Source organism: Sphingomonas sp. HITSZ_GF (assembly GCF_029543155.1).
Taxonomy (GTDB): domain Bacteria; phylum Pseudomonadota; class Alphaproteobacteria; order Sphingomonadales; family Sphingomonadaceae; genus Sphingomonas.
The window spans coordinates 143554-164147 of the sequence record NZ_JARQXA010000006.1 but is presented as its reverse complement, the minus strand read 5'-3'; the positions used below and the strand labels follow the sequence as shown (position 1 = coordinate 164147).

The 20594-nt window shown below is 67.1% G+C and carries 22 protein-coding genes; 9 read left to right on the top strand and 13 right to left on the bottom strand.

Annotated elements, in window-relative coordinates:
- Positions 1 to 43 precede the first annotated feature (43 nt).
- Positions 44 to 280, top strand: a complete 237-nt coding sequence (locus P6144_RS17420) for a hypothetical protein (RefSeq protein WP_277769085.1) — start codon at positions 44 to 46, stop codon at positions 278 to 280.
- Between the two features lie 181 nt (positions 281 to 461).
- Positions 462 to 1142: a hypothetical protein gene (locus tag P6144_RS17415; protein ID WP_277769084.1), complete on the top strand. Its 681-nt coding sequence runs from the start codon at positions 462 to 464 to the stop codon at positions 1140 to 1142.
- 98 nt (positions 1143 to 1240) lie between these two features.
- Here P6144_RS17415 and queE read toward each other — a convergent pair whose 3' ends face one another.
- The 6 genes from queE to P6144_RS17385 all read right to left on the bottom strand — a co-directional run bounded on the left by queE (position 1241) and on the right by P6144_RS17385 (position 6603).
- A complete protein-coding gene (queE, locus tag P6144_RS17410; RefSeq protein ID WP_277769083.1) occupies positions 1241 to 1873 on the bottom strand; it encodes a 7-carboxy-7-deazaguanine synthase in 633 nt (210 codons plus the stop codon).
- Positions 1874 to 1883: 10 nt separating this feature from the next.
- A complete protein-coding gene (queC, locus tag P6144_RS17405; protein WP_277769082.1) occupies positions 1884 to 2567 on the bottom strand; it encodes a 7-cyano-7-deazaguanine synthase QueC in 684 nt (227 codons plus the stop codon).
- A 180-nt stretch (positions 2568 to 2747) separates the two neighbouring features.
- Positions 2748 to 3155, bottom strand: a complete 408-nt coding sequence (locus P6144_RS17400) for a hypothetical protein (RefSeq protein WP_277769081.1) — start codon at positions 3153 to 3155, stop codon at positions 2748 to 2750.
- 68 nt (positions 3156 to 3223) lie between these two features.
- On the bottom strand, positions 3224 to 4150 hold the full coding sequence (locus tag P6144_RS17395; RefSeq protein WP_277769080.1) for an Hsp33 family molecular chaperone HslO: 927 nt from the start codon (positions 4148 to 4150) through the stop codon (positions 3224 to 3226).
- Positions 4151 to 4315: 165 nt separating this feature from the next.
- Complete coding sequence (argF, locus tag P6144_RS17390; protein ID WP_277769079.1) at positions 4316 to 5236, bottom strand: ornithine carbamoyltransferase; 921 nt, start codon at positions 5234 to 5236, stop codon at positions 4316 to 4318.
- A 170-nt stretch (positions 5237 to 5406) separates the two neighbouring features.
- On the bottom strand, positions 5407 to 6603 hold the full coding sequence (locus P6144_RS17385) for an aspartate aminotransferase family protein (protein WP_277769078.1): 1197 nt from the start codon (positions 6601 to 6603) through the stop codon (positions 5407 to 5409).
- Positions 6604 to 6865: 262 nt separating this feature from the next.
- Between P6144_RS17385 and P6144_RS17380 the strand changes: the two genes are divergently transcribed.
- A complete protein-coding gene (locus P6144_RS17380) occupies positions 6866 to 7474 on the top strand; it encodes a tail fiber protein (protein ID WP_277769077.1) in 609 nt (202 codons plus the stop codon).
- 12 nt (positions 7475 to 7486) lie between these two features.
- Here the strand turns inward: P6144_RS17380 and P6144_RS17375 are convergent, their stop codons facing one another.
- Positions 7487 to 8326: an ABC transporter permease gene (locus P6144_RS17375; RefSeq protein WP_277769076.1), complete on the bottom strand. Its 840-nt coding sequence runs from the start codon at positions 8324 to 8326 to the stop codon at positions 7487 to 7489.
- A 55-nt stretch (positions 8327 to 8381) separates the two neighbouring features.
- On the opposite strand from P6144_RS17375, the gene P6144_RS17370 reads away from it, so the two are divergent.
- The 5 genes from P6144_RS17370 (at position 8382) to P6144_RS17350 (ending at position 14727) form a co-directional block, all read left to right on the top strand.
- A complete protein-coding gene (locus P6144_RS17370; protein WP_277769075.1) occupies positions 8382 to 9038 on the top strand; it encodes a GcrA family cell cycle regulator in 657 nt (218 codons plus the stop codon).
- A 143-nt stretch (positions 9039 to 9181) separates the two neighbouring features.
- Positions 9182 to 9496, top strand: coding sequence for a hypothetical protein (locus P6144_RS17365; RefSeq protein WP_277769074.1), 315 nt, complete (start codon positions 9182 to 9184; stop codon positions 9494 to 9496).
- Positions 9493 to 11019, top strand: coding sequence for a methyl-accepting chemotaxis protein (locus P6144_RS17360; protein ID WP_277769073.1), 1527 nt, complete (start codon positions 9493 to 9495; stop codon positions 11017 to 11019). The genes P6144_RS17365 and P6144_RS17360 overlap by 4 nt, the downstream gene beginning before the upstream one ends.
- Positions 11020 to 11219: 200 nt before the next feature.
- Entirely contained in the window at positions 11220 to 13202 is a 1983-nt protein-coding gene (parE, locus tag P6144_RS17355; RefSeq protein WP_277769072.1) for a DNA topoisomerase IV subunit B, read from the top strand.
- 202 nt (positions 13203 to 13404) lie between these two features.
- Positions 13405 to 14727 (top strand): serine hydrolase, encoded by a 1323-nt coding sequence (locus P6144_RS17350; protein ID WP_277769071.1) that lies wholly within the window; start codon positions 13405 to 13407, stop codon positions 14725 to 14727.
- On the opposite strand, the gene P6144_RS17345 is transcribed toward P6144_RS17350, so the two are convergent.
- From P6144_RS17345 to P6144_RS17320, 6 genes are all read right to left on the bottom strand, one after another.
- Complete coding sequence (locus P6144_RS17345; RefSeq protein ID WP_277769070.1) at positions 14724 to 14987, bottom strand: hypothetical protein; 264 nt, start codon at positions 14985 to 14987, stop codon at positions 14724 to 14726. The two genes, P6144_RS17350 and P6144_RS17345, sit on opposite strands and share 4 nt — an antisense overlap.
- The gene (locus tag P6144_RS17340) at positions 14984 to 15817 is read right to left on the bottom strand and encodes a TIGR00266 family protein (RefSeq protein WP_277769069.1); all 834 of its coding nucleotides are present in this window, start codon (positions 15815 to 15817) and stop codon (positions 14984 to 14986) included. Before P6144_RS17340 ends, P6144_RS17345 begins: the two co-directional genes overlap by 4 nt.
- Before the next feature lie 31 nt (positions 15818 to 15848).
- A complete protein-coding gene (locus tag P6144_RS17335; protein ID WP_277769068.1) occupies positions 15849 to 16382 on the bottom strand; it encodes a GNAT family protein in 534 nt (177 codons plus the stop codon).
- Positions 16379 to 17170: a LysR family transcriptional regulator gene (locus tag P6144_RS17330; protein WP_277769067.1), complete on the bottom strand. Its 792-nt coding sequence runs from the start codon at positions 17168 to 17170 to the stop codon at positions 16379 to 16381. The genes P6144_RS17335 and P6144_RS17330 overlap by 4 nt, the downstream gene beginning before the upstream one ends.
- Before the next feature lie 142 nt (positions 17171 to 17312).
- Positions 17313 to 17711: a Co2+/Mg2+ efflux protein ApaG gene (gene apaG / locus P6144_RS17325; RefSeq protein ID WP_277769066.1), complete on the bottom strand. Its 399-nt coding sequence runs from the start codon at positions 17709 to 17711 to the stop codon at positions 17313 to 17315.
- Complete coding sequence (locus P6144_RS17320; RefSeq protein WP_277769065.1) at positions 17711 to 18919, bottom strand: aminotransferase class I/II-fold pyridoxal phosphate-dependent enzyme; 1209 nt, start codon at positions 18917 to 18919, stop codon at positions 17711 to 17713. The genes apaG and P6144_RS17320 overlap by 1 nt, the downstream gene beginning before the upstream one ends.
- Before the next feature lie 264 nt (positions 18920 to 19183).
- On the opposite strand from P6144_RS17320, the gene P6144_RS17315 reads away from it, so the two are divergent.
- Positions 19184 to 20485, top strand: a complete 1302-nt coding sequence (locus P6144_RS17315; RefSeq protein WP_277769064.1) for a glycosyltransferase family 39 protein — start codon at positions 19184 to 19186, stop codon at positions 20483 to 20485.
- Positions 20486 to 20594: the final 109 nt, after the last annotated feature.

Genomic DNA, 20594 nt, shown 5'->3' with positions numbered 1-20594 from the left:
GGCGTAACCGTAATCCAAATCCATTATCTAGGGAGCTTTCTACATGCGTGCAGTCATTTCGAAGATCGTTGCTGGTTCGATGATCGCCGGCGCGGCCCTCCTGGCCTCGGCGTGCACCAGCACCGAGACGACCAACGTGACCAACACCACCGAAGTCGTTCCGACCGAGAACGTGACCACCGACACCATGGTGACCAACATCGACGCCGCCGCGACCGAGAACGGCGCCGTCGTCGAGAACACCACCACCGTGACGACCAACACCACCAACGCGATGTAATTCGCGCCCGGTAGGGTGTTTGACGAAAGGGGCCGTCCGGGCGACCGGGCGGCCCTTTTCTTGTGCCCATTTGCGATGAAATGCCGCGATGAAACGCCTCCGCGGCAAAAAGGGGCTTCAACGCGGACTCGGAACGCCGTAACCCGTGCCAACGGGGTTAACTGGTAGTTTCGAGGGCACCATGCTCGCATCGCGTATCGCACTTGTTGTGGCCGGGGGGATCGGCCTGTTCGCTTCCGTGCCGGCTTCGGCGCAATTCTTCCTCAAGCCCGCCCGTCTGGAGAGCGGCCGCGTGACCGGCGAGGAGCCGGGCATGACCGGCCCGGCGCTGCCCGGCGCCACCGCCACCGAGCTGCGCGCCGCGCTCGCCTGGAACCTGCGCGCCGCACTCAACGTCGCCGCGCTCCAGTGCCAGTTCGAGCCGACGCTGCTTTCGGTCGACAATTATAATTCGCTGATCAAGGATCATGCGATCGAGCTGCGGGATTCATACGCTACGCTCGAGAAATATTTTGCAAGAACGTACAAGAACAAGAAGCAGGGCCAGCTAGAACTCGACAAGTACGGCACCCGCATCTACTCGGGCTTCTCCACTGTTCAGGGCCAGCTCTCTTTCTGCCAGACTGCCGCCGCAATCGGCCATGACGCCGTTTTCGTGAAACCGGGCAAGTTCGGCGACATGGCGCAGGACCGCATGAAGGAACTGCGCGCCAGCCTGGGCCCCTGGGGCGAGCAGTATCGCCCGTCGGGCTATATCGTCACCGGCATGTACGGCGTGAAGTTCCCGCCCTTCGGCAACGACAAGTGCTGGAAGAAGGGATCGTATCAGGCGAAGAAGTGCGGCCCGCTGCTGCTCGACTGAGCTGAGAGCCCTTTCGTCATCCCGGCGAAAGCCGGGATATCGCGCGGCTCTATTCCCGCCATCGCCTGAGATCCCGGCTTTCGCCGGGATGACGGGTATCAGCGCAGCCCCAGCATCTTGTGCGTCTGCAGCGTCAGCCGCCATTTTGGGCGCGCCATCGCGAAGGCGATCGCGGCTTCGATATTCACCTGCGCCTCCGCACTGTCCATCGGCTGGATCAGGAAGTTGGCGAAGTCCCAGCCCTCGATCGCCTCGACATCGGTGCCCGGCTGCGGCCAGACCAGCTTGAGCTCGTCGCCCGAGCGCTGGACGACGTCGCTGCCTGCCTTGGGGCTGATGCACACCCAATCTATCCCCGGATGCGCAGGGATAGTGCCGTTGCTCTCGATCGCTATCCGGAAACCGCGGGCATGCAGCGCATCGACCAGCGCATCGTCGACCTGCAGCATCGGCTCGCCGCCGGTGAGCACGACGAAGCGCGCCTCCCCGCCCTCGCCCCAGAACCCCTCGACGGCATCGACCAGCGCGTCGGCCGTGGCGAACTTGCCGCCGCCGAGCCCGTCGGTGCCGACGAACTCGGTGTCGCAGAACTGGCAGATCGCGCTCGCGCGGTCCTGCTCGCGGCCGGTCCACAGGTTGCAGCCGGCGAAGCGGACGAACACGGCGCGAGCACCGGCATTCACCCCCTCGCCCTGAAGCGTGAGGAACATCTCCTTGACGCTATAGGTCATCGCCCGGTCCCTACGGCTTGACGGCGTACTGCGTCGGATCGGGAATGCCGGCCTCGTCGAAGCCCTTGGAGCGCAGGCGGCAGCTATCGCACAGCCCGCAATGCACTCCGCCGGGCGCCGGATCGTAGCACGACCAGCTAAGCCCCATGTCCAGCCCCAGCCGCGCGCCTTCGAGCACGATGTCGGCCTTGGTCATGAACTGGAGCGGTGCGCGGATGTGGAAGGGCGCGCCCTCCACCCCGGCCTTGGTCGCCAGCTCGGCGAGCTTCTCGAACCCGTCGATGAACTCGGGGCGGCAATCGGGATAGCCCGAATAGTCGAGCGCGTTGACGCCGACATAGATGTCGCGCGCGCCCGCAGCCTCGGCCCAGCCCAGCGCCAGGCTGAGGAAGATGGTGTTGCGCGCCGGCACATAGGTGACCGGGATATCCTCCCCCACCCCGGTCTTGGGCACGTCGATATCGTCGGTAAGCGCCGAGCCGCCGAACGCACGCAGATCGAGCGGCATCACGACATGGCGCTCGGCGCCGAGCGTGGCGGCGATGCGACGCGCTGCGGCCAGCTCGACCTGGTGGCGCTGATTATAGTCGATCGAGAGTGCCATCAGCCGATGCCCGGCCTCGCGCGCGAGCGCGGCCGAGACCATCGAATCGAGTCCGCCGGAAACCAGTACGATTGCAACGCTGTCTGTCATCGGCGCGGCCTACCCCGGATTTTGCTGCAAGGCAAAAAGAGCGCCCCGGGAACGCGGGCGCAAAATGGGCCGCCGAAGCGGCCTAGTTGAATTGGGAAAACCCATGCCAGAGAGGAAAGTGCTCACAAGAGAGCAGTGCCACGGTAGCCCGGCAGCGGTGAAATAAGGGTTAAGACCCGTTCAGCTGCAGGCGCCTGTGCGGCGCGCCTCATATTCCTGCTCGAACGGCGAACCGTCGAGCACGCCCTGGGTCTCGATCTTCACCAGCCGCGGCGTCTCCACCGTGATCGTGGTGCGTCCCTTGCCGTGCCCGTCGCAGCTGTAGCTCACCGTGGCGGCGTGCTGGTCCTGGCTGATCACGAATTGGTCGCACGGGCCGTTGCCATGCGCGATCTGGATGAAGTTGACCGGCGCGGTGAAGCAGATCTTGCGCTCGCTGCCCAGCCGCTCCTTGAGCAGCCACTGGCCGCGCTCGATCTGGGACAGCACCGCCTGGGTGGACGAACGATGCGCCTCTGCCGGCACGCCGTTCACAAGAAACAGCGAAGTGCCGGCAAGTGCCGCACAAAAGATACGCTTGTACAACATCCGAACGTCCTCCCGTCGCGGGTCCGAAGGCCCGCGCCCTTGCTCCGATATGGCGCTATCCCGGCGAATTACAACGCCGGCGGAACGAAATCCGTGAGCTTTATCGTGAACTTGCTCGAGCAGAAGGCGCAATCGACGGTGATCACGCCATCCTCGTCGGCCATCTCCGCGCGCTCCTCCTCGGGGAATTTGGACAGAACCTGGGTGATATAGTCCCCGTCACAGCGGCAATTATTGGCAAGCGCCGAATCGGAGAGGATGCGCACTTCCTCCTCCTCGTTGAACAGCCGCCAGACCAGCGCCTCGAGCGGGATCGCCGGATCCGCGAGTTCGTCGGTGCCCATCGTCATGCCGAGCGCTTCGACATGCTCCCAATCGGGATGATCCATGCGCGCATGCAGCCGCTCGCGCCCGGCCTCGCCCTCCGGCAGATGCTGGAGGAACAGGCCGCCAGCGATCCACTGACCGCTTTCCTTGTCGCGCTGCGCGCCCAGCCGCACCACGGTGGGGATCTGCTCGGACTGGAGGAAATAGCTCTGCGCCGCCTCGGCCAGCGACGCGGTGTCGAGCGGCACGATGCCCTGGTAGCGCTCATTGGTAGCCGGCTGGTCGAAAGTCACCGCCAGATGGCCCTTGTTGAACAGCGCGAACAGCGACGGGTTCTTGCCGAGCTGCGACAGCCGCAGCGCGTCGAACTGCACATAGCCGCGCAGGTCGCCATTCTTGTAATCGCACACCATCAGGCTGACGATGCCGCCCTGGGTCTGCGCCTGGAGCGTCATCTGGCCCTGGGCATGCTTGAGCGTCGAGCCGAGCAGCGCCGTCAGCGTCAGCGCCTCGGCCAGCAGCCGCTCGATCTGCTCGGGATAGGCATGCGCCGACAGGATCTCGTCGAGCACCGGCCCCAGCCGCGCGACGCGGCCCCGGGTGTGGCGGCCGGGAATGGTGAAGCCGATCACGCGATCGAGATCGGTGGTGGGGGCGGTGGTGTTCACGTCACGTTCCTAATCGTCATTCCAGGCCCCAAATCCCCGTCATCCCCGCGCAGGCGGGGATCCATTGTCTTTTGACGGTTCGGATGGAGCCGCAAGGCCAGTGTAAATGGATTCCCGCCTTCGCGGGAATGACGGCCAGATGGGGAGCGTCAGCCGAAAAACAACTCAGCCGATCTGCCCGAAGCACCAGCGCAGCACCGCCTTCTGCGCATGGAGACGGTTTTCCGCCTCCTGCCAGATCAGCGACTGGGGGCCGTCGATCACGGCGTCGACCACTTCCTCGCCGCGGTGCGCGGGCAGGCAGTGGAGGAACTTCGCGCCTGGCTTCGCTTCCGCCATCAGCGCCTCGGTCACCTGGAAGGGCATCATCGCGGCGAGCTTGGTCTCGGCATGCGCCTGGCCCATCGAAATCCAGGTATCGGTGACGATGATGTCCGCGCCCTCGACTGCTTCCTGCGGCGTGCCGACGACCTTGGCGCGGCCCTTGCCGCGCGCGACGTCCTCGTCGGTGGGCTGATAGCCCTGCGGGCAGGCGGCGACCACATCGAAGCCCATCAGCCCGCCGGCCTCCATGATCGAGGCGAGAACATTGTTGCCGTCGCCCAGCCAGGCAAGCTTGAGCCCCGGCAACGCGAAGCCGGCCTCGAGGATGGTCTCCATGTCCGCCATGATCTGGCAGGGATGCGACGCGTCGGTGAGGCCGTTGATCACCGGCACGCTGGCATATTTCGCCATCTCGACCACCTTCTGGTGATCGTCGGTGCGGATCATGATCGCGTCGCAATAGCCCGAGAGGATGCGCGCGGTATCGGCGATGCTCTCGCCGCGGCCGAGCTGCATCGAGCCCGCGTCCATCACGATCGACGTGCCGCCCAATTGGCGGATCGCCATGTCGAACGAGACACGGGTGCGCGTCGAGTTCTTCTCGAACACCATTGCCAGGACATGGCCGGCGAGCGGGGCGTCGGCATCCACCTTGCCCTTGGGCCAGCCGGCACGCGCCTGCTTCCGCGCGATCGCGTCGTCGAGCATTGCCTGGATGCCGGCAGGGCCGGCGTCGGACAGATCGAGGAAGTGGCGGGTCATCTTAGATCCTCCCCCAAAGCGAAGCGGCGGGGGAGGTGGCGCGCGAAGCGCGACGGAGGGGGCGGCGCGCAGCGCCGTCCCGCACTATCCCGAAGCGCACCGCCCGCGGCGTGCCCCCTCCACCAGCTTCGCTGGTCCCCCTCCCCCTACGGGTGAGGATTGAAAAACGCTTAGTCATCGCTCGGCGGAGCGAACGAACGCGCGCCCGCACTCAGGCGCTCGACGCACTCGGCGATATGATCCTCGTTGATCACCAGCGGCGGCAGCACACGGAACACGTTCTCGCCCGCCGCGACGGTGAGCAGCCCGTGATTGTCGCGCAGATGCGCCACGAAGTCGCGGCTGACGACCGTGTCCTTCATCTTGATGCCGAGCATCAGCCCCTTGCCGCGGATCTCCTCGAACAGGTGATCATGGTTGGGGATCATCTGCTCGAACGCCTGGCGCAGGCGCTGGCCCATCTTCTCGACATGCGGCAGGAAATCGGGCTCGAGCATCACGTCGAGCACTGCCTGGCCGGCCGCCATCGCGAGCGGGTTGCCGCCATAGGTTGAGCCGTGGGTGCCGATCACCATGCCCTTGGCCGCTTCCTCGGTCGCGAGGCAGGCGCCGAGCGGGAAGCCGCCGCCGATGCCCTTGGCCGCGGTCATGATGTCCGGCGTGATGCCGTAATGCTCATAGGCCCACATCTTGCCGGTGCGGCCATAGCCGCACTGGATCTCGTCGAGGATGAGCAGCAGGCCATGCTCGTCGCACGCCTTGCGCAGGCCCTGGATGAATTCCGGGGTGCCCGCGGTCATGCCGCCCTCGCCCTGCACCGTCTCGACCAGGAAGCCGGCGGTTTCGTCGTCGATCGCGGCGAGCGCGCCCTCCAGATCGTTGAACTTCACATAGTCGAAGCCCGGCAGCAGCGGTTCGAAGCCGTCGCGCATCTTGGGCTGATCGGTCGCCGAGATCGCGCCGATCGAACGGCCGTGAAAGGCGTTCTTGAAAGTGATCAGCTTGTGGCGCTGCGGGTTGCCGTTGACATAGTGATAGCGGCGCGCGGTCTTGATTGCGCACTCGATCGCCTCGACGCCCGAATTGGTGAAGAACACCGTATCGGCGAAGCTGTTGTCGACGATCCGCTGCGCCAGCGCCTCGCCCTGGGGGCTGCCATAGAGGTTCGACACGTGCATCAGCGTCGCGACCTGGTCCTGCAGCACCTTGGTCAGATGCGGGTGGCCATGGCCGAGCGCGTTGACCGCGATGCCCGCGGCAAAATCGAGATACTGCTCGCCGCGCTCGCCATAGAGATACACGCCCTCGCCTCGCACCGGCCGCACTGCGCACCGCGGGTAAACGGGCATGAGCGGGGTGATGGCCATTGGTACGTACTCCCTAGTCAAAAAGCTCGAAACGAGACTCCAGAAACGCAAAAGGGCGGCCTATCGGGACCGCCCGAGGCGGGTGTTTACGAGCGGTGGCCCGGAGGCGTCAATAATCGTTTCGGCGGGGGGCATGCCGGGGCGTTATCGCGGCTGCTTCAGGGCATGGTAGCGCCGCAATGGTCGCAGTTCCCTTCGCCCATGATCGGCGCCGGTGTTATGCTGCAGCGCAGTTCAGGACCGATTGGATGGGGGTCGTTCCATGATGCGCTTTCACACGATGCTCGCTGCTGCCGGATGCACGGCCGCGCTCTTCCTCTCGCCGGCCGCCCAGGCGCAGGAGAAATATCTGGGCGAGATCTACATGGTGGGGTTCAGCTTCTGCCCGGTCGGCTCGATGGAGGCGATGGGCCAGATCGTGCCGATCAGCTCCAACCAGGCGCTCTACGCGCTGTACGGCACCACCTTCGGCGGCGACGGCAAGACCAATTTTGCCCTGCCCGATCTGCGCGGGCGCTCGCCGCTCGGCCAGGGGTCGGGATCCGGGCTGAGCCCGATCGCGATGGGATCGCGCGGCGGCGCCGAGACGGTGGCGCTCAGCATCGCGCAGATGCCGGCGCACACGCACAGCGCAGTGGTGGGCGCTAGCGCCGAGGCCGGCACCCAGCCCAGCCCGACCAACGCCATCCCGGCCTTCGGGGCGGAGAAGGAATCGATCTATGCGGTCACCAAGCCGGATACGACGATGTCGAGCGCGATGGTGGCGATCGGCGCGACCGGATCGGGACAGCCGGTGGCGATCCGCAGCCCCTATCTCGCGATCCGCTTCTGCGTGGTGACCCAGGGAATCTTCCCGCCCATGTCCAGATAGGGCGGTTGGCGCTCAGTTCTTGATCTTCCACCCGCGGCGCAGCAGCGCGTAGCAGGCGAAGCCGAGCGCCACGTCGAGCCCCAGGATCACCAGGCTGCCGATCAGGATCGGCGAATCGGCGACGCCCAGGAAGCCGTAGCGGAAGCCCGAGATGATGTAGAAGAACGGGTTGGCATGGCTGATCGCCTGGAAGGCCGGGGCCAGCCGCTCGACCGAGTAGAAGGTGCCCGAAAGCAGCGCGAGCGGCGCGACGACGAAGTTGGTCACCGCCGCGGCGTGATCGAACTTCTCCGCCCAGATCGAGGTCAGCACGCCCATCAGCGCCAGGAACAGCGAGCCGAGGAAACCGAACCAGAGGACGGCCCAGAGATGCTGCGGCCATACGTTCACGCCCCAGATCGCCATGGCGAGCCAGACCGTGCCGCCCACGCAGAAGGCACGGGTGACCGCGCCGCCGCACAGCGCCGCGAGCATCTCGGTGGTCGAGAGCGGCGGCATCAGATAATCGACGATCGTGCCCTGGATCTTGCCGACGAGCAGCGAGAAGCTGGCGTTGGCGAAGGCATTCTGCAGCATGCCCATGACGATCAGGCCGGGCGCGATGAATTCGGGGAAGTGAATCGCGCGGTGCTGGAGCGTCACCATCCGCCCGCCGCCACCCAGGGCGACGGTAAAAATCACCAGAAACAGCAGTGTCGTGACCGCCGGCGCCCACACCGTCTGGAGCTGCACCTTGAAGAAACGGCGCACCTCCTTGATATAGAGGGTGCGCAAACCTCCCCAGTTGACGTTGCGGATCACCGGAACGCCGGGCTCGGGGAGCTGTTGACCGAATTCAGGCTGGCTGCTCATCGCGCGTTCGCGTAACCGCTGCACGAGCCGACGGCAAGGTGAAGGAAGAGAAGTTTTGAGCTGGACCGAAGAGCGGATCGATACGCTGAAGAAGATGTGGGACAGCGGCCTGACCGCGACCCAGATCGCCGAAGAGCTGGGCGGAGTGAGTCGCAATGCCGTGATCGGCAAGGCGCACCGCCTGGGCCTGCCGGCGCGTCCCTCGCCCGTGAAGCCCAACGAGCCCAAGGCCGCGGCCGAGCCCAAGCCGGCCCCCGCGCCGCGCCCGGCGCCCGCTGCCGCACCGGCCGAGGCACCCGCCCCGCGCGCCGCTGCTCCGGCCGCTGCCGCACCGTCCGCGTCGGAAGGCGCCGAGCCTGCGCCCAAGGCCAATGGCCCGGTGCTGCGCTCGGTCGGCCCGGGCGGCTTCGTCCGTCAGAACCCCGGCGAGCAGGCCCCGCCGATCGCACCGGCCCCGCCGCGCCGCCTCGTTCCTGCCAAGCCGAGCGAGGCGATCGCGGGCAAGACCAGCCTGCTCGATCTGAACGACAAGATCTGCAAGTGGCCGATCGGCCATCCGGGCGAGCCGGACTTCCACTTCTGCGGCGACAAGGTGAACCCGGGCTTCCCCTATTGCGTCGATCATTGCGGCCACGCCTATCAGGCGCAGCTGCCGCGCCGCGACCGTCGCCCGCCGCCCCCGCTGCCCTTTGGCGGCCCGCGCGTGCGCTGATCTTCATCGGGCTGCGGAGCGATCCGCAGCCCGATTTGCATCCGGGCAAATCATGCCCGGCATGACTGCATAATTGCGCAAATTGCGTAAATTCCGTGCCCTGGTTTACGCCTTGATAACCACCCGACTCCTAGGCCGGGGGAATGAACCGTTTCGGCGTTATCCTTGCCCGTCATGCCCTGCCCGCGCAGCTCGCGGTAGTGGCCGTGGCGCTGCTCTGCGCAGCCTTCTGGCCTCCCAGCCAGGGGCGGATGCTGCTCGTGCCGGTGCTGCCGGGCGCCGCGAATCACATGCTGCCCCGCGCCGTCGCCGGCGGTGCGCAATTGCTCGGCCAGGGCCCGATCCCGGGCAGTTTCGTCATTACGGGTAGTCACCTCGCCGTGGCTTCGGCGCTAGCCGGCCAGGCCGTGCTGATCCTCGCCGCCCCGCCGGCCCTGTGCGGGAGCGTCGCGGCATGAGCGAGATCGATCGCCTGCGCCGCCGCGGCGTCGAGCTGCTGGTTATCGGCTCCTGGGTCACCGTCGCGGTGGTCTTCCTGCTCGGCCTGGCGCTGCGCGGCAGCCAGCAGGAATGGATCACGCTGCTGCTCGGCGCCGCCGCCAATGTCGCGCCGACGATCGTCGCGCTGCGCCATCGCCACGATCTTTCCGCCCGCCTGATCGTCGGCACGCTCGCCGCGATCCAGCCCGCGCTCGCCGTCTATGCGCTGTCCGGCCATGTCTGGCAGATGGACGCGCACATGTATTTCTTCGTCGCGCTGGCCGGCCTGACCCTGCTCTACGACTGGAAGCCGATCGCACTCGCCTGCGGCCTGATCGCCGTCCACCACGTCCTGTTCCAGCTCGTCGTGCCCGCCTGGGTGTTCGAAGGCGGCGGCGATTTCGGCCGGGTGGTCTTCCATGCCGTGGCGGTGCTGCTTCAGTTCACCGTGCTCGCCTATCTCACCACCCAGCTCGCCCGGCTGATCGAGGCCCAGGCCGATGCCCGCGCCCAGAGCGACCGCTTCGCCAAAGACGCGACCGCGCGTCGCGACGATGCCGAGGCCGCGCTCGACGCCGTCCGCGCTGCCGAATCCCGCGAGCGCGCCGAGCGCGAACGCCGCGAGACGAGCGAGCGCGGCGCCTCGGCCGAGCGCCGCCGCGAGATGCTGGCGCTGGCCACTGCCTTCCAGGAATCGGTCGCCGAGACGGTGCGCGACGTGACGCGCGCCGCCAGCGAGCTCGACGATTCGGCCCGTTCGCTCAACACGCTCGCCCACCGCGCCAGCGTCGACCTCGCCGCCACCGTGCACATCGCCGCCCAGGCCTCGGACACTGCCGACGGCCTTGCCAGCGGCGTGCGCCAGCTCTCTTCCTCGATCATGGCGATCGCCACCAGCGTCGACCAGCAGGCGACGCTGAGCGGCGCGGCGCGCGGCGTATCGCGCTCGGGCGAGACCGCGGTGCGCGCGCTGGCCGATCGGGCCAGCACGATCAGCGAGTTCGCCGAATCGATCCAGGAGATCGCCGCGCGCACCAATCTGCTCGCGCTCAACGCCACGATCGAGGCGGCGCGCGCCGGCGAGGTCGGCCGCGGCTTTGCGGTGGTCGCACACGAAGTGAAGGCGCTCGCCAACCAGACCGGCGGCGCCACCGACCAGATCCGCACGCTTGCCGGCACCGTCCATGGCGGAGCGGCGGAAGCATCGAATGCGCTCGACGAGATCGCCCGCACCGTCGCCGAAGTCGCCGCCGCGGCCGAGGCGATCCGCAACGAGGTCGACGGCCAGCGCTACGCCGCCGGGATGATCGAGGCGACTGCGCACGACACCGCCGCGGGCGCCACCCGCATGGCCGAGCGCATCGGCGCCGTCGCCGGCGTGGCGCACGATACCGAGGCGCTGTCCGACCGCGTCTCTTGCTCCGCGACCAGCCTGTCCCAGGCGGCGCTGACGCTGGAAGCGGCAACCGACAAGTTCATCGCGCAGCTCAAGGCGGCGTAAAACTCCTCCCCGGAACGGGGAGGGGGACCGCGACGCGAAGCGGCGTGGTGGAGGGGGCCCGCCCTCCACTAGCAATTCCCTTGCGGAAAGCGGGCCCCCTCCACCATTCGCTGGCGCGAATGGTCCCCCTCCCCGTTCCGGGGAGGAATTGAAGGGTCGCTCCCTTGCACCCGGCCTCCCCCACCCCCTATACGTTCTCCATGGCTGCTGAAGACCTGTTCGCCGCGCCGGGCGTGCCCTCCGGAACCTATGACGCTTCCTCGATCGAGGTACTCGAAGGGCTCGAGCCGGTACGGCGGCGCCCGGGCATGTATATCGGCGGCACCGACGAGCGCGCGCTGCATCACCTCGCCGCCGAGATCCTCGACAATGCGATGGACGAAGCGGTGGCCGGCCATGCCAACCGCATCGAAGTGGTGCTCGAGGCGGGCAACCGCATCACCATCACCGACAATGGCCGCGGCATGCCGATCGATCCACACCCGAAATTCCCCGACAAGTCGGCGCTCGAGGTGATCCTCTCGATGCTGCACTCGGGCGGCAAATTCTCGGGCAAGGCCTATGCGACCTCAGGCGGCCTGCACGGCGTGGGCATCTCGGTGGTCAACGCGCTGTCGATCGACACCATTGTCGAGGTCGCGCGCGACAAGCAGCTCTATCGCCAGCGGTTCAGCCAGGGAAAGACGCTGGGCCCGCTCGAGCATGTCGGCGCCGCGCCAAATCGCCGCGGCACCGCGGTCAGCTTCATCCCCGATGCCGAGATTTTCGGCGAGATGCTGTTCAAGCCGAGCCGGCTCTACAAGCTGGTCCGCTCCAAGGCCTATCTGTTCGCCGGCGTCGAGATCCGCTGGAAGTGCGATGCCGAGCTGATTTCGGACGAGACGCCGCCCGAGGCGGTGTTTCAGTTCCCCGGCGGCCTTGCCGACCACCTGAAGGAACAGCTCGGCACGCGCGAATGCGCCACCGCCGATTTCTTCTCGGGCCGCCAGGATTTCCCGGGCGAGAATAACGGCCGGGTCGAATGGGCGGTGTCCTGGCCGCTGTGGAGCGACGGCTCGTACAGCTGGTATTGCAACACCATCCCGACCCCCGATGGCGGCACCCACGAAGCCGGCCTGCGCGGCGCGCTGACCAAGGGTATCCGCGCGTTCGGCGAGCTGATCGGCAACAAGAAGGCCAAGGACATCACTGCGGACGACGTGATGACCGGCTCCGAACTCATGCTGAGCGTCTTCATCCGCGATCCGCAGTTCCAGTCGCAAACCAAGGATCGGCTCACCTCGCCCGAGGCGACCGGCCTGGTCGAGAAGGCCGTGCGCGACCATTTCGACCATTTCCTCGCCGACAACATGGACCGCGGCAAGGCGCTGCTCGGCTATGTGATCGAGCGGATGGACGATCGCCTGCGCCGCAAGCAGGAGCGCGAGGTCAAGCGCAAGACCGCGACCAGCGCGCGCAAGCTGCGCCTGCCCGGCAAGCTGACCGACTGCTCGGCCGACGATCCCGCGGGCACCGAACTATTCATCGTCGAGGGCGATTCGGCAGGCGGCAGCGCCAAGCAGGCGCGCGACCGCAAAACCCAGGCGATCCTGCCGATCCGCGGCAAGATCCTCAACGTCGCCTCCGCCACCTCGGCCAAGATCCTGGCCAACCAGGAAATCGCCGACCTGATCCTCGCCATGGGCTGCGGCACGCGCAAGGACTGCGATCCGTCGAACCTCCGCTACGAGCGGATCATCATCATGACCGACGCGGACGTGGACGGCGCACACATCGCCACGCTGCTGATGACCTTCTTCTTCCAGGAAATGCCCGATCTGGTCCGCCAGGGGCATCTCTACCTGGCGCAGCCGCCGCTCTATCGGCTGACCGTGGGCAGCAAGAGCCTCTATGCGCGCGACGACGCGCACCGGCTCGAGATCGAGAACAGCGCGTTCAAGGGCAAGAAGGTCGAGGTCAGCCGGTTCAAGGGCCTGGGCGAGATGAACCCGAACCAGCTCAAGGAAACCACGATGGACCCGGCGACCCGGGGCCTGCTGCGCATCACCCTGCCCCAGGAATATGAGGAGCGCGCCGGGGTGAAGGACCTGGTCGACCGGCTGATGGGCAACAACCCCGCCCACCGCTTCGCCTTCATCCAGGAAAATGCGGCGCGGCTCGACGAGGAAGTGATCGACGCCTGAGCCTGCCCCGGCCCGTCGTCCCAATGTCGTCATCCCAACCCCAATCCGTCATCCCGGCGAAAGCCGGGATCTCAGGCGAAGGCGCGGGAAAGAGCCGCACGAGATCCCGGCTTTCGCCGGGATGACGATGGTGGCTCAACAAATCTTGATATCATAATTAATCGCGCGTAGAAGCGGCGCATCCACAGCCGATGAGGCAATGATGCGCCCGCTACCGTATCTCGCCGCTTTCCTGCTCGCCCTTCCCGCCGCCGCGCAGACCGCGCCGCCCGTGGCAACGAGCCAGCCCGCCAAGGCCGATCCCGCCTTCACCGAGCGGGCGAACCAGCTGCCCGGGGCGCTTACCGGCAAGGTCGCCTATGACGGCTATTTCGCGCCGTCGTTCAAGGCAGCGGTACCGCGCGAGAAATGGGCAATGGTCGCCGCGCAGTTCGCCGCTGCCGGCGTGACAGGTATCGAACGGATCGAGCAGAAGACCCCCTGGTCGGCGACCGTGCATGTCGGGCTGGGCGAGGCGGTGGCGACGATGAACCTCGCCGTCGATCCGGCGCCGCCGCACCAGGTGACCGGCCTGCTCGTCACCGGCAGCCAGCTGCGCGACGGCGGCAAGACCCCGGCTACGCCCCAGGGCGCGCTCGATGCGATCAAGGCGCTGCGGGGCTCGGCCGGCTTCGCGATATCGAAACTCGGCGCAGGCGCGCCGCAGCTGATCCAGGGCTACAACGCCGACAAGCCCTATGCGATCGGATCGGCCTTCAAGCTGGTGATCCTCGCCGAGCTGGTCCGCGAGACCAATGCCGGCGCCCGCAAATGGGACGATCTCGTCACACTTGATGGCAGCGCGCTGCCCGGCGGCGGTTACACGATGAAGCCCAGGGGAACGCAGGTCTCGCTGCGCGAGCTCGCCACCCAGATGATCTCGATCAGCGACAACAGCGCAACCGACATCCTGCTCAAGACGCTGGGACGCGAGAAGGTCGAGGCGATGATGCCGGTGCTCGGCATCGCCGATCCGGCACGCAACCGGCCCTTCCTGAGCACGCTCGAGATGTTCAAGCTCAAGGGCGTTGCCGGTCTGGCCGAGCGCTATCTCGCGCGCGACGAGGCCGGGCGGCGCAAGCTGCTCGACGGCGAGATCGCCGGCGTCCCCAACATCCTGATCAACGCGACCAGCTTCAACACCAAGACGCCCAAGCTGATCGACACCTTCGAATGGTTCGAAAGCCCCAACGACCTGGTCCGCGTGCTCGACTGGCTGCGCCGCAATACCGAGGGGCCGGCAGGTGCCGATGCCCGCGCGGTGCTGTCGAAGAATCCCGGGCTCGGCGCCGATGCCAAGGCGCGCTGGCAATGGGTGGGCTACAAGGGCGGCTCGGAGCCCGGCGTGATGAACATGAGCTACCTGCTTCAGGCGAAGGGCGGCGACTGGTACGTCGTCACCGCGAGCTGGAACGATCCCGCCAAGGAAGTCGAGCAGGGCCATTTCGCCGCGCTGATCGCCAGGGCGGCGGAGCTGGTGCCCTAGATCTCCCCGCGCATCCGCCGCTTGTGGTACTGGGTGCGCATGCCGATCCCCATCAGCATCAGCGCAAAGCCGGCGACGATCGCGGCGAGGGTGACCAGGTTCGGGATCGGCGTCCAATAGGCGTTGACCAGGATCAGCGCCGATCCGAGCACCGCCAGCGCCACGCCGATCCGCCGTGGCCCCCTAGCCACGGCCATCAGCTCGCGACGATAGGCGCGGCGCTCTTCGGGGTTGTTGAGATTGGGGATCGGACGACTCAACGATTGCCTCCGATCAGGTCGCCCAGCCCGCCAAGCACCGAACCCTCTCCGCGATTCTGCCCGCCATAGGACGAGGCCGCCGCCATCATCCGCCCGGCGAGGCGTGAGAAGGGCAGCGACTGGATCCACACCTTGCCGGGGCCCCGCAGCCGCGCGAAGAACAGCCCCTCGCCACCGAAGATCATGCTGCGCACGCCGCCGGCGCTGATCAGGTCGAACTCCACCGACGGCGTGAACGCCGCGACACAGCCGGTATCGACGTGCAGTTCCTCGCCCGGGGCCAGCTCGCGCTCGACCACCATGCCGCCGAACTGGACGAACACCCAGCCGTCGCCGTCTAGCTTCTGCATGATGAAGCCCTCGCCGCCGAACAGCCCGGTCATGATCCGGCGCTGGAAGGCGATGCCCATCGACACGCCCTTGGCGGCGCAGAGGAACGCGTCCTTCTGGCAGATCAGCGTGCCGCCGATCTGGTCGAGCTTGAGCGGCACGATCGCGCCCGGCACCGGCGCCGCGAACGCCACGCGCGCCTTGCCCGATCCGTTGTGCGTGAAGACGGTGGTGAACAGGCTTTCGCCGGTGACCAGGCGTTTGCCCGCGCCGAGCAGCGCGCCCATGAAGCCGCCGCCCTGCTGGCCGCTGCCGTCGCCGAACACCGTCGTCATGCCGACGCTGGCATCCTTCCACACCAGCGCGCCCGCCTCGGCCACCGCGCTTTCGCCCGGATCGAGCTCGATCTCGACGAACTGGAGCTCCTGCCCCTTGATCTCGAAATCGATATCGTCGGCGATGCCGGCGCTGCGGCTATGGCTCCAGGGGCTTTGCGGCATGATGGACTCCCTCCTCTTTCAGGAGGCGTTTCTATCGCGTCCAGTCGTCGCGCAACAGCCCGTAGAGCGCAGTGTCGCGCACGCCGATATGCGTTTCCCATTCGCCGCGCAGCAGCCCTTCGAGCCGGAAGCCCAGCCGCTCGAGCAGCGCGCGCGAGGCCAGATTCTCGGGATCGGTATCGGCGAAGACCCGGCGTTGCCCCTCGGCGAAGATCCGGTCGATCACCGCGCCCACCGCCTCGGCGGCGATGCCGCTGCCCCAATGCGCGCGGGCGAGCATATAGCCGAGCTCGGAGACGTTGCCCTGGCGCTTCTCACCCGCGGCGACCACGCCGATCGCACGGTCCTCGCCCTTCAGCGTGATCGCCCAGGCGCGCCATTCGGGCCGCGCCCGGGCGAACTCGGCGCGGGTCTGCGCGACATCGGCATGCGGCGGGCCCGACCAGAAATGCATCAGCCCGGCATCGGAAAGGCTGGGAAACAGCGCCTCGGCATCGTCCGGGGTGCGTGGGCGCAGGCGCAGACGCGCGGTTTCCAGCACCGCCGTCTCGCGCGGTGCGCTCACTGCGCCAGCGCGTCGACCAGCGCCTTCACCTTCTTCTGCCGCCACTGCGGCAGCGGGGCGACCAGCCAATAGCCGAGCTTCGAGCCCTTGGGCTCGCCGACCACGACGACCCGGCCCGATGCGATGTCGGCACGCGCGAGCAGCTCGGGCACGGTCGCCCGGCCCAGCCCCTCGGCCGCGGCTTCGAGCGCGAGCCCGGCATCGGCAACGCGGACCAGCGATCCGGCGTCCTCGGCCATGCAGCCCGGCCACGAGATGCGCACGTCGATGCCGCCGCCCGGCCGCTCGATCGTCACCATGCCGTCGCTCTCGAGCGCCTCGCCCTCATGCTCGCCCGGGCCTTCGCCCCAGCGGATCGCGAGATCGAGATTGGCCTCGGTGAAGTCGAGCGCATCGTCGGCCGGCACCAGCACGAAGCGCAGGTCGCTATCCTCGCGCGCGATCTCGGCAAGGCGCGGCATCAGCCATTTGGCGGTCAGGTCGCGCGGCGCGGCGATGGTCAGCGACTTGGACGACTGCCCCGCCTGCATCGCACGCACGCTTTCCTCGAACTGGAGGAAGCCCGCACGCAGCGCCGAAAGCCCCGCCTCGGCCTCGGGAGTCAGCTCAAGCCCCTTGGTGGTGCGGCGGAACAGGACGACGCCCAGCGTATCCTCCAGCGCACGGATCTGCTGGCCGACCGCCGCCGGCGTGACCGCCAGCTCGTCCGCCGCGCGGGTGAAGCTCAGATGGCGCGCGGCGGCATCGAGCACGCGCAGGCCGTTGAGGGGGAGATGGGTCCGCTTCATTCCGTCACCTCATCGGGGAGGCGCGCAACACCCTCCCCGTTCGTGCTGAGCTTGTCGAAGCACCGTTCTTCTTCAGCACCCATCGGAAATAGAAAGGGCGGCCCTTCGACAAGCTCAGGGCGAACGGAGGTTTGGACAATGCTCATTCCGCCACCGCCGGCGCGTGCAGCGCGAACTTGGGGATGGCGACGTCGAACGCCGAACCGTCCTCGCCGATCATGTGATAGCTACCCTGCATGTTGCCGGTGGGGGTGGCGAGCGGGCAGCCCGAGACATAGTCGAAGCTGGCGCCCGGTGCGATCATCGGCTGCTCGCCGACCACGCCTTCGCCTTCCACCGTGTGGCGCGCGCCGCGCCCGTCGGTGATGATCCAGTGCCGCGTCAGCAGCTGCACCGTGACCGGGGAATCATTCTCGATCCGGATGTGATAGGCCCAGAACCAGCGGCCGCGGTCGGGCTCGCTCTGCTCGGGCAGATAGCTCACCGACACGCGCACGGTGATCCCGCGCGTTTCCGCCGCATCGGTGAACAATGCGTCCATCACAAACCGGCGACCCTCAGCGCCTGGTCCAGATCGTCGATCACGTCCTGCGCGTCCTCCAGCCCGACATTGAGCCGCAGCATGCCTTCGGTCACGCCCATCTCCAAGCGCTTCTCCTCGGCAACGCCGGAATGGGTAGTCGAGCTGGGATGCGTCATCAGCGAGCGCGAATCGCCGATATTGTTCGAGATATCGACCAGCGTGAGCGCGTCGAGCAGCGCATGCGCCTGCTTGCGGCCGCCATCGACCTCGAACGAGAAGATCGGGCCGGCGGCCTCCATCTGGCGTGCGAACAGGTTGTGCTGCGGGTGGCTGGGCAGCGCCGGGAAGTTGATCCGCGGCACGCGCTTCTCGAGGAAGCCGCCCACCTTCAGCGCGTTCTCGCTCTGGCGGCGGATGCGCAGGTCGAGCGTCTCCAGCCCCTTCAGCACCACCCAGGCGTTGAACGGCGACAGCGTCGGGCCGGTGTTGCGGTGGAAGGGCAGCAGCACCTCGTTGATGAACTGCGCCGATCCGGCGACCGCACCGGCGAGCACGCGGCCCTGCCCGTCCATCATCTTGGTCGCCGAATAGGCGACCACGTCGGCGCCGAACTCCATCGGGCGCTGCAGCGCCGGCGTGGCGAAGGCATTGTCGACCACGGTGGTGATGCCGTGCTTCTTCGCGATCGCGCACACCGCCTCGAGATCGACCACGTCCATCGTCGGGTTGGCCGGCGTCTCGAAGAAGAAGACCTTGGTGTTCGGGCGGATCGCATCCTCGAACTGCTGCGGATCGCGCGCGTCGACCACCGTCGTCTCCACGCCGAAGCGCGGCAACAGGCTGTCGGTCAGCCAGCGGCACGAGCCGAAGGCGGCGCGGCCCTGGACGATATGGTCGCCGGCGCTCACCTGGCACAGGATCGCCGCGGTCATCGCCGCCATGCCCGATGCCATGGTGCGGCAGGCCTCGGCGCCCTCGAGCAGCGCGATCCGCTCCTCGAGCATCTGCACCGTCGGGTTCTGCAGGCGCGAATAGGTCATGCCGTCCTGCTCGCCGGCGAAGCGCGCGGCGGCGTCGCCGGCGCAATCATAGGCGTAGCCAGAGGTGAGGAAGAGCGCTTCGCTCGTCTCGCCCCATTCCGAACGCGCGGTGCCCCCGCGCACTGCCTGGGTGGCGGGCTTCCAGTTGCGGGTTACGCTGCGATCCTGACCGGTATGACGCTTCATAGCGGAAATGCTTTGCGGCTGGGGGGACGGGGCGTCAACACCGGTCGTGACTTGGGTGCGTGCAAGCCCTGCTTCGTCATCCCCGAAAAACTCCCGTCATCCCCGCGCAGGCGGGGATCCAGAGTCACGAAGGACATCGCTCTGTTCCCTGGATCCCCGCCTTCGCGGGGATGACGATGAAGTTAGGGCGCGACGAATTGGGGTGCGACGCCTGAAACGAAGTTCAGCATGACGGACGCGGAACGGTCGGCTAATCAACCCGCCATGCTCGATCGCCTCAAGGCCCTGCAGGACCGCCCCTGGACCGTCGCCCTGCTCCTCGCCGTCGTCACCCAGACGCTGTTCCTGATCCATCTCGATCAGCCCAGCGTGATCATGTTCGACGAGATCCACTATCTCCCGGCGGCGCAGGCGCTGCTCGATCTTTCCGGCCCGCGCAACGTCGAGCATCCGATGTTCGGCAAGGAGCTGATCGCGGCGGGCATGGCGCTGCTCGGCGACAATCCGTTCGGCTGGCGCATCGCCTCGACGCTGGCGGGCACCGCCACCGTGCTCGGCGTCTTCGCCTTTCTCTGGCTGTTCACCCGGCGGATGCGCGTCGCGCTGGTCGGCGCGGTGCTGACGCTGCTCAGCCAGACCGTCTATGTCCAGGCGCGCACCGGCATGCTCGACGTGTTCCTGGGCATGCTGCTGGTCTGGGCGCTCGTATTCTTCCTCTGGGCGATGCAGGGGAGCGGCAAGGCGGTATGGTGGCGCTGGATCGCGGCGAGCGTGCTGATGGGCCTGGTCACCGCGGTCAAATGGGCGGGCGTTCCCTATATCGTGCTCGCCACCCTCGCCTTCCTCGTCATCCGCATCCGCGACGCCCGTCTGGCGAAGAAGCCGATCCTCTCGGCACTGTCGGGCAAGGACCAGCGCCACTGGGCCGGCCTGCCTGCCATCCCCGCGATCCTCGCCCTCGGGGTGGTCAGCGTGGTCACCTATTTCGTCACCTTCCTGCCCGCCTTCCTCTACACCACCGATCCGCTGACCTCGCTCTCCGGCCTGTTCGCCCAGCAGATCCACATGTGGCAGATGCAGACGCAGATCCTGCCGCACCACACCTATCAGTCGAGCTGGTGGAGCTGGCCGCTGATGCTGCGGCCGATCTGGTATTTCTACGAGTGGGATCGCGGCGCCCAGCGCGGCGTGCTGCTGATCGGCAACCCGCTGATCATGTGGGGCGGTCTCGTCGCGGTGCTCGCCTGCTACTGGGCCTGGTTCAAGGACAAGGCGATCAAACCGCTCGCCATGGCGCTGCTATGGACCGGCAGCCTGGCGATCTATGTCGTGATCCCCAAGTCGATCGGCTTCTATTACTATTATTACCCGAGCAGCATCTTCCTGTGCATGGTGCTGCCGGTCGCCTTCCTTCATTTCGATCGCGGCCGGAACCGCGGATATGAGGAATGGTTCACCGCGATCGCGCTGCTGGTGTTCGGCTATTTCTACCCGGTGCTCTCGGGCGCGCCGCTGGCGAGCAGCCAGGGCTTCACGCACTGGATGTGGATGGGTAGCTGGCGGTAGCGGACCGTCATCCCAATTACCCTGTCATTCCCGCGAAGGCGGGAATCCATTCACGCAGGTCATCGAAAGAGCCGCCACATCAGCGATAATGGATCCCCGCCTTCGCGGG

What these genes read in the sequence shown, in the direction of transcription:
- P6144_RS17420 (WP_277769085.1), top strand. Translation starts at nt 44, where the DNA reads ATGCGTGCAGTCATTTCGAAGATCGTTGCTGGTTCGATGATCGCCGGC.
- P6144_RS17415 (WP_277769084.1), top strand. Translation starts at nt 462, where the DNA reads ATGCTCGCATCGCGTATCGCACTTGTTGTGGCCGGGGGGATCGGCCTG.
- queE (WP_277769083.1), bottom strand. Translation starts at nt 1,873, where the DNA reads ATGACCTATAGCGTCAAGGAGATGTTCCTCACGCTTCAGGGCGAGGGG.
- queC (WP_277769082.1), bottom strand. Translation starts at nt 2,567, where the DNA reads ATGACAGACAGCGTTGCAATCGTACTGGTTTCCGGCGGACTCGATTCG.
- P6144_RS17400 (WP_277769081.1), bottom strand. Translation starts at nt 3,155, where the DNA reads ATGTTGTACAAGCGTATCTTTTGTGCGGCACTTGCCGGCACTTCGCTG.
- argF (WP_277769079.1), bottom strand. Translation starts at nt 5,236, where the DNA reads ATGACCCGCCACTTCCTCGATCTGTCCGACGCCGGCCCTGCCGGCATC.
- P6144_RS17385 (WP_277769078.1), bottom strand. Translation starts at nt 6,603, where the DNA reads ATGGCCATCACCCCGCTCATGCCCGTTTACCCGCGGTGCGCAGTGCGG.
- P6144_RS17380 (WP_277769077.1), top strand. Translation starts at nt 6,866, where the DNA reads ATGATGCGCTTTCACACGATGCTCGCTGCTGCCGGATGCACGGCCGCG.
- P6144_RS17375 (WP_277769076.1), bottom strand. Translation starts at nt 8,326, where the DNA reads ATGAGCAGCCAGCCTGAATTCGGTCAACAGCTCCCCGAGCCCGGCGTT.
- P6144_RS17365 (WP_277769074.1), top strand. Translation starts at nt 9,182, where the DNA reads ATGAACCGTTTCGGCGTTATCCTTGCCCGTCATGCCCTGCCCGCGCAG.
- P6144_RS17360 (WP_277769073.1), top strand. Translation starts at nt 9,493, where the DNA reads ATGAGCGAGATCGATCGCCTGCGCCGCCGCGGCGTCGAGCTGCTGGTT.
- parE (WP_277769072.1), top strand. Translation starts at nt 11,220, where the DNA reads ATGGCTGCTGAAGACCTGTTCGCCGCGCCGGGCGTGCCCTCCGGAACC.
- P6144_RS17350 (WP_277769071.1), top strand. Translation starts at nt 13,405, where the DNA reads ATGCGCCCGCTACCGTATCTCGCCGCTTTCCTGCTCGCCCTTCCCGCC.
- P6144_RS17340 (WP_277769069.1), bottom strand. Translation starts at nt 15,817, where the DNA reads ATGCCGCAAAGCCCCTGGAGCCATAGCCGCAGCGCCGGCATCGCCGAC.
- P6144_RS17330 (WP_277769067.1), bottom strand. Translation starts at nt 17,170, where the DNA reads ATGAAGCGGACCCATCTCCCCCTCAACGGCCTGCGCGTGCTCGATGCC.
- apaG (WP_277769066.1), bottom strand. Translation starts at nt 17,711, where the DNA reads ATGGACGCATTGTTCACCGATGCGGCGGAAACGCGCGGGATCACCGTG.
- P6144_RS17320 (WP_277769065.1), bottom strand. Translation starts at nt 18,919, where the DNA reads ATGAAGCGTCATACCGGTCAGGATCGCAGCGTAACCCGCAACTGGAAG.
- P6144_RS17315 (WP_277769064.1), top strand. Translation starts at nt 19,184, where the DNA reads ATGCTCGATCGCCTCAAGGCCCTGCAGGACCGCCCCTGGACCGTCGCC.